The organism is Methanobrevibacter sp. UBA188 (assembly GCF_905234905.1).
Lineage (GTDB): Archaea > Methanobacteriota > Methanobacteria > Methanobacteriales > Methanobacteriaceae > Methanocatella.
The window spans coordinates 10,563-17,427 of sequence record NZ_CAJOJM010000060.1; the positions used below are offsets into that span (position 1 = coordinate 10,563).

Annotated in this window: 7 protein-coding genes; all 7 read right to left on the minus strand. The window is 30.5% G+C overall.

Annotated features, from left to right (window positions below; translation table 11 throughout):
- The coding region (locus QZ143_RS08830) for a glycosyltransferase family 39 protein (RefSeq protein WP_292883313.1) at positions 1 to 595 on the minus strand (595 nt) is incomplete at its 3' end.
- A gap of 431 nt (positions 596 to 1,026) precedes the next feature.
- Positions 1,027 to 1,998, minus strand: coding sequence for a glycosyltransferase family 2 protein (locus tag QZ143_RS08835; RefSeq protein WP_292883316.1), 972 nt, complete (start codon positions 1,996 to 1,998; stop codon positions 1,027 to 1,029).
- A 65-nt stretch (positions 1,999 to 2,063) separates the two neighbouring features.
- Positions 2,064 to 2,744 carry a zinc ribbon domain-containing protein gene (locus QZ143_RS08840; RefSeq protein ID WP_292883318.1) on the minus strand — a complete coding sequence of 227 codons (681 nt, stop codon included), beginning with the start codon at positions 2,742 to 2,744 and terminating at the stop codon, positions 2,064 to 2,066.
- 254 nt (positions 2,745 to 2,998) lie between these two features.
- On the minus strand, positions 2,999 to 3,682 hold the full coding sequence (locus QZ143_RS08845; protein ID WP_292883321.1) for an amino acid ABC transporter ATP-binding protein: 684 nt from the start codon (positions 3,680 to 3,682) through the stop codon (positions 2,999 to 3,001).
- Between the two features lie 10 nt (positions 3,683 to 3,692).
- A complete protein-coding gene (locus QZ143_RS08850; RefSeq protein WP_292607332.1) occupies positions 3,693 to 4,343 on the minus strand; it encodes an amino acid ABC transporter permease in 651 nt (216 codons plus the stop codon).
- Positions 4,344 to 4,374: 31 nt separating this feature from the next.
- The gene (locus tag QZ143_RS08855; protein ID WP_292607329.1) at positions 4,375 to 5,211 is read right to left on the minus strand and encodes an amino acid ABC transporter substrate-binding protein; all 837 of its coding nucleotides are present in this window, start codon (positions 5,209 to 5,211) and stop codon (positions 4,375 to 4,377) included.
- A gap of 755 nt (positions 5,212 to 5,966) precedes the next feature.
- Positions 5,967 to 6,865: Gfo/Idh/MocA family oxidoreductase (locus QZ143_RS08860; RefSeq protein WP_292883323.1), on the minus strand; the 899-nt coding region annotated here is incomplete at its 5' end.

The following is a 6,865-nucleotide window of genomic DNA, read 5'->3' on the forward strand; positions in this document are numbered from 1 at the left end:
AATAACCCTGGTTGACTCCAGTCATTTGTTTATATAAAACAGTTAACCATGGGGCATAACATATGATGCCGATAATGACGGATATGAAAAAGTTTTTAATTTCAGATTTGTTGTTAATCATGAAATATATGAACAGAACAAGATATAACATTATCGCTGAAACTGCAACGAAGTAATGTGTATATGCTCCTAAAACTGAAAATACAGCAACTAAAATCCAATTTTTCAATGAAGGGTTTTTCAAAATATCTACTGCATAAAGGAATGCGAGAACCAGGAACAATAATCCCCATGGATACATTCTGGCTATTGAAAACATTTTGAAAAAATCACACATGCTTATAAGAGTAAAAACAAACAGTCCTCCAGCTAACCAGCCATAATCCTTTCTGATTTTAGTCAATGCTATTCCAAACAATATTATATATGGAACAACAGATGCCAGTTTCATTACAAAAATCATGTCATAAGCGACATTAAGATGATTTAGTATGTATATAGGAATCCGAGCAATGAGATAATACACCGGAGGATGCACATCAATGGCAGTTAAATGGATAATGTTTTTAAAGGATACCCATAGTATACCATTCATCAATATCTAAAAAGGGTTTTTGAATTAGATAAAAAATCAACAGGCCGAATAAGAATAAACTCAGCACAAATAACGATTTTCCAATATAATCTTTATATTTGTCATTTATATTATCATACAACATACTCACCTGGAAAAATTATTTTTTTCTTTATAAAAACTCTCCGATTGTTTTAATAAGTTATGAAAATATTACTTCTTAAAAAAATTTTATAATTATACTCTTCAATTAAATTAACGATTCATGGAAATAATATCTTAAATAACCGTTTCAAAGTAATTAAAATTTAATTATTTACTCAATATTGAACAAACAATAAATGTTTGAATCCACATATTATTATGGGCAAACTCTTTTTTTCAGACTAATATTTTCAACGATTTATAAAATCATTATTATATTTATAATGATTATTATATAAATTTTTAATTTATCGGGATTTTTTGATAAAATCATCATAATTTTCAGATTTTAATATATCTAAAAAGAATTTCTTTTTCACCGGCCCCAGATTTTCCAGATAATCACTGTAGTACGGACCGGATTTTATGGATTCATAGTCGTTTTTAATCAATGTATATAAATCCTTCCTGTATTTTTCTTCAATAGCCATCAGAGCATATCTTGGACCATTTATCTTAAAAGCAAGCAAATCAAACTTATACATATCATACCAATCGTTTTCGATAAATATATCCATTAAGATTTGACCTGCAGGAACAGTGTCCAGAAATTTGGAATCAACAGATTCTGTAATTGATCCGTCATGCTTTTGACGCACATACAAATGCTTTTTGATAATGGAAATTCTTTGAGCTTTCAGGAACGTGTAAAAGAAAAAAGGCATATCTTCAAAATAGATTCCAGTAGGGAACTTGGCATTGATTTTTGAGAGGAATTTTCTATTGAATATCTTTTGACAGGCACTTACAGATATATCAAACAAAAAATCTTTACACTCATGAGGGTTAAAAACACGATTTTCAAAGGATTTATCAAAATTATTCAAATTAAACCAGTCATTTTGACTGAACTGGCCGTTGAAGTATTTGATGATTTGAAAAATTGATATGTCAGTATTATTGTTTTTTGCTTCGAAATATGCAGTTTCCAATGCATCTTCACAAAACCAGTCATCAGCATCCAAAAACATTATATAATCTCCTGATGCTATCTTAAGGCCATTGTTTCTAGCTTGCCCAGGACCTTTGTTGTTCTGGTTGATGATTCTAATTCTATTATCTTCAAACGAATTGATAATGTCTGAAGTTGAATCTGTTGAGCCATCATTGATTATTATTAATTCAAAATCATCCAATGATTGATTCAAAACAGATTCAATAGCTTTTTTAATGAATTTCTCCCCATTGAATACTGGTAAAATAATAGAAACACTAGTCATCGAATAATATTTTATTTGCAATAGCTTAAATATTTGGCTAAAAAAAAGAAAAAAAGTGTATTCAACTAGAAGGTTTGAGTACCACTAGTTGGAGATAACGATACACTTTGTGTGTCTAAAAGATTTGAATTACTATCATACAGATTGATTGTTGCATGATCCGGATAATATGCATATGCGTCTGCACTTTGAACTTCAAGGTAACCGTTTGAGTGAACAGTAACTGGAACCATATTACCATTATTTAAAGTATTTCCATCTCTACTGTACCAGATTTGAAGTATTACATTTTTACCGGCATGTTCCTTACCTACATAGATGTTTGCATAAGTCAAATCACTCAATTCACTACCAGTTGAGAAACTTCCACCCTGTATCTTCATAGAAGTTGATTGAGGAGTGGCTGTTTTTGGTTCATTTGACTGTGATGGGCTTGCTTGTGAAGAACTTGCCTGATTTGATGCATTTGATTGTGATGCAGCATTGGAAGCATTGTTTTGGGAAGGAGAATCTTGTGAGTGAGAGCCACTTCCAAATCCTTGAAGGTATATAAAAGCACCTGCCAATACGACAGCTATTATAATTAATGCTGCGATAATTATTTTTGTATTATCCGATTTCTTTTCATTGTTCATCGAATTAATCATTTTTTCATGACTATTCGCTTTCTTTTCCAAAGGTGTTCCACATTTTTTACAAAATTTTGCACCTTCATTGTTTTCAGCATTACAATTTGGACATTTCATATTCAAATACAACCTCACAACTATATTTGATTAATAATATTTTATCCACAATATTAAATAAAGTTATTTATATATCCATTTTCAATTGAAAAAGTAATGAAGTAATCCATATCAATGACAAATTAATAATGAAACTTTATCAAAAAATAAATTTAATTAAAAGGACAATTGATTAAATTAGAATTTATGTCTAAAAAATTAATTAAATTAAACGTGAAATAAATAAAAAAATAGTTGGAAAAGATATGAAATATCTAATCATAAAATTTTCCCAAAAATTCTTTCATCCTCTTGTTGTCGGATGAGAAAACTTCATCAGGAGAACCTTCCTCCACAATAACACCACCATCCATGAAAATTATGGTGTCGGCTACGTTACGGGCAAAAGCCATTTCGTGAGTAACGATAACCATAGTCATGTGCTCAGCGGCAAGCTCCTTAATAACATCCAAAATTTCACCAGTCAATTCAGGATCAAGAGCTGAAGTAGGTTCATCAAAAAATAGAATATCTGGATTCATTGCAAGCGCTCTTGCAATAGAAACACGTTGTTGTTGACCTCCTGAAAGTTCACAAGGGTAGGCATCTTCCTTATCTTCCAAACCCATTTTCTTTAAAAGGTCACGTGCATGTTCGAAAACTTCCTTTTTGTCTCTTTTCTGAACTTTAATAGGTGCATTGGTAATATTTTTCATCACGGAATGATGAGGGAACAAATTGAAATTCTGGAAAACCAAACCGAAAGTTCCATCAAATTGAATTACACCGCTGTCTTCCTGCTCCAAATCTGTAATGCATCTGAGCAATGTTGATTTGCCTGAACCTGATGGTCCAATAATAGCTAAAACTTCACCCTTTTCAACACTAAGAGAAATATCCTTTAAAACTACATTATCATTAAAACTTTTTTTAAGATTTTTGATTTCAAGTAAACTCATAATATTCCCCCTATTCATAATAATCCAATTTATTCTCGACACGGGCCATTACAAATGCAACGAGTACATTGAATACATAATAGAATATACCTGCTACCAATAGTGCAGCAATGGATGCATCGGCAGCTGCAATTTGTTTAGCTACTGTAAACATTTCTGGAATTGCAATAACAAATGAAAGAGAAGTATCTTTAACAAGTGTAATTACTTCATTAGTAATTGAAGGAAGAACTACTTTTATAACTTGAGGAAGTATTATAATAAAAAATGTTTCGATTTTACTATAACCCAATACCTGAGCAGCTTCGTATTGTCCACTGTTGATGGATTCAATACCACCCCTATAAATTTCTGCAAAGTAAGCTGCATAATTAATTGTAAATGCAATTATAACTGCAATAAATCTATAATCACTGGAAAGACTCATACCAAATAAATAGTAAGGTCCAAAAAATACGACAATCAACTGTAGCATTAACGGTGTACCTCTCATGATAGAAATATATACTTTTGCAAGCCATCTGATTGGTGCAAAACCACTCATTCTTCCTCCGGCAACAAGTAAACCGAGAGGAAGAGAGAATAATAGAGTGAGTAAAAATATTTCTATAGAGGTAACCATACCTCCAAGCAACTGTTCAATTACTGTACTCAATATCATATAACTAATTCTCCCCTCTTAATTGACTAATTTATTTCGGTTGGATTAATGCATCTTCAGATATACCATAATCTTTTGCGATTTTAGCAACAGTACCATCTTTAAACATTTCATCTAAAGTAGCTTGTACTTTATCTTTTAATGCATCATTTCCTTTTTTAAATCCAATACCGTATTTTTCGGTGGTAATGGAATCGTTCAATATTTTGAAATCTGCAGCAGAATCATTTTTGTTTTTGATATCATATTCTGCAACACCAATATCCATAGCTACAGCATCACATGCACCGGATTCTAAATCCATGAATGCAGTGTTATAATCAGCCACTTCAGTTAAAGTAGCGAAAGAGTCTTTAATGGTTTTGTTATCACCATTAAGAGCAGCTAAAGCAGATGAATCTTTTTGTGTTTCAACAGTTTTACCTGATAAATCTTTGATGCTGCTAACGTTTCCACTTGATTTTACAACAAATATCTGTTTGTTATCGAAATAAGGATTGGACCATGTGTAGTCATTTTCCCTTCCATCAATGGTAAATCCATTCCAGATACAGTCAATGGACCCTGAACTTAATTCAGCATCTTTTGCATCCCAGTCAATTGGTTGAGCTTTGAAAGTCCAGTTATTTCTTGCACAAACTTCTTTTGCTAAATCTAAGTCAAAACCAGTGTAATTTCCGCTTGCATCTTTATATCCATAAGGTGGGAATTCTGCATCAAAACCAACAATGAATGTATTCTCATCATTAGCTGTCTGATTAGAATTGTTACTTCCCCCCAAAAAGTCAAATAGTCCCGCACTTACTGTTCCTACCATCATTACTGATACGAGGAGTAAGACCAAAATAAAACCTATCTTTTTATTCATTTTCAAACACCAATAGTTATAACTATATAAGTAGATTAAATCTACTTGTATATAATTTATATTTTTTTTATATTTATTTATTTACATTAAATTTTGGCTCTTTCAAAAACTTGTGTGGTTTTTTATTTTTTTATAATCTACTGATTTAGTTTTAGAATGAATCTTCTTAAAAGTCTTATTCTATTTTAATTGTTATTTTTATGTGTTTTGGAATATCTTTTGGAATATATTTTCAATTTTTATTGTTTGTTGATAAAATGTTCATGTTTTGATGCAGGTATTTTATTTACAAAGTAAAAAATGATGAATTTCCACATTATTGTTTGTAAACTTATTTTTGGATATTTATTGTCTATTAATTCATTTCTCTATATCTTAGCTGAATTGAGGTCATTTACATCAAATATTTTATGAAATTTGCAGAAACGATGTTTTACATTTAATTTATACTTTTAAGTCAAATATTATTTTATAGAGTTCTGCCCCTTAAATTTAGTATAAATTTTCAATACAATCAATAATTGGCAATGTAATCTTAAACTTTTAATAAATATGTGATATTAAATCAGTAGAAAATACTTTACTTCATTTTTTACATTTATATATTTGAATAGTGCAAACTTGACCTCCAATTTTAAAAAAAAATAATTATTCTCCATAAGTTCCAGTATTTGAAAGTGACATTTATTTTAAACAAAAAAATAAAAAAAGATACATTTAATAAAAATGATTATTTAAAATTAATAGAAAATTAATTAATAATATCTGTTTAAAAATTCTTCAATGACTTTGGAAATTGCAATGCTTTCACGATTTTTAACTGCAGTATTGGGAGTTCCATTAATGATAGAAAGGTAAAATTCAGTCAATTCATATCTTAATCCATCATCATCATATTTAAAAAAGTACTTTTCATTCAGATTCTGATTTTCAAATCTGATTTCAAAATATTCTGTTTTCCACCAGGGTGCGGGAACGTAAATGTATCCATTAGTACCTGCTATTATTAGCTCACCCTCTTTTTTGACTCCAATACCTACATTTGCACTGGCGATTGCATCGTCATAATGAAGAAGAATTTTGGTGAATACATCCACTCCAGTTTCAGAATCAAAATAAGGATAGAAATCAATATCCTTGTAGTCAGTTCCAAGCAATTTAAATATAGCTATCAAAGGATAAGTAATCAATTCAGTTACGCTTCCACCTTTTATGCTTGCATCATATTCACGCAATGACTTGTCTGTAATTAGTTTGGTGAATGTTGCATCGACATCTCGTATATTACCTATTATTCCACTTTTTGCATACATTACCATGCGTTTGAATGCATGGGCAAAGGTCGTTTTGATGGCTTCATATAATACCACATCATTTTCACAAGCAAGGTCAAAAAGTTCTGCTGTTTCCCTTTCGGATAATGTCATTGGTTTTTCGCATAAAACATGTTTTTTGGCCATTAAAGCTTTTTTTGCATATTCATAATGGGAATTTTGAGGAGTGGCTATATATACTGCATCTACCTTATTTAAAAAATCATCAAAATCAGTTGTGTAATACTCCATATCGTTATCATTGGCAAATTCCTTAATATGTTCTTCGGTTCTTCCGAATACAACATCAAAATTTACTCCACTGACATATTTGGATTCTC

Bases quoted from the DNA above. Each gene is read 5' to 3' on its own strand.
- QZ143_RS08845 (WP_292883321.1), bottom strand. From the start codon at position 3,682: ATGAGTTTACTTGAAATCAAAAATCTTAAAAAAAGTTTTAATGATAAT.
- QZ143_RS08855 (WP_292607329.1), bottom strand. From the start codon at position 5,211: ATGAATAAAAAGATAGGTTTTATTTTGGTCTTACTCCTCGTATCAGTA.
- QZ143_RS08835 (WP_292883316.1), bottom strand. From the start codon at position 1,998: ATGACTAGTGTTTCTATTATTTTACCAGTATTCAATGGGGAGAAATTC.
- QZ143_RS08850 (WP_292607332.1), bottom strand. From the start codon at position 4,343: ATGATATTGAGTACAGTAATTGAACAGTTGCTTGGAGGTATGGTTACC.
- QZ143_RS08840 (WP_292883318.1), bottom strand. From the start codon at position 2,744: ATGAAATGTCCAAATTGTAATGCTGAAAACAATGAAGGTGCAAAATTT.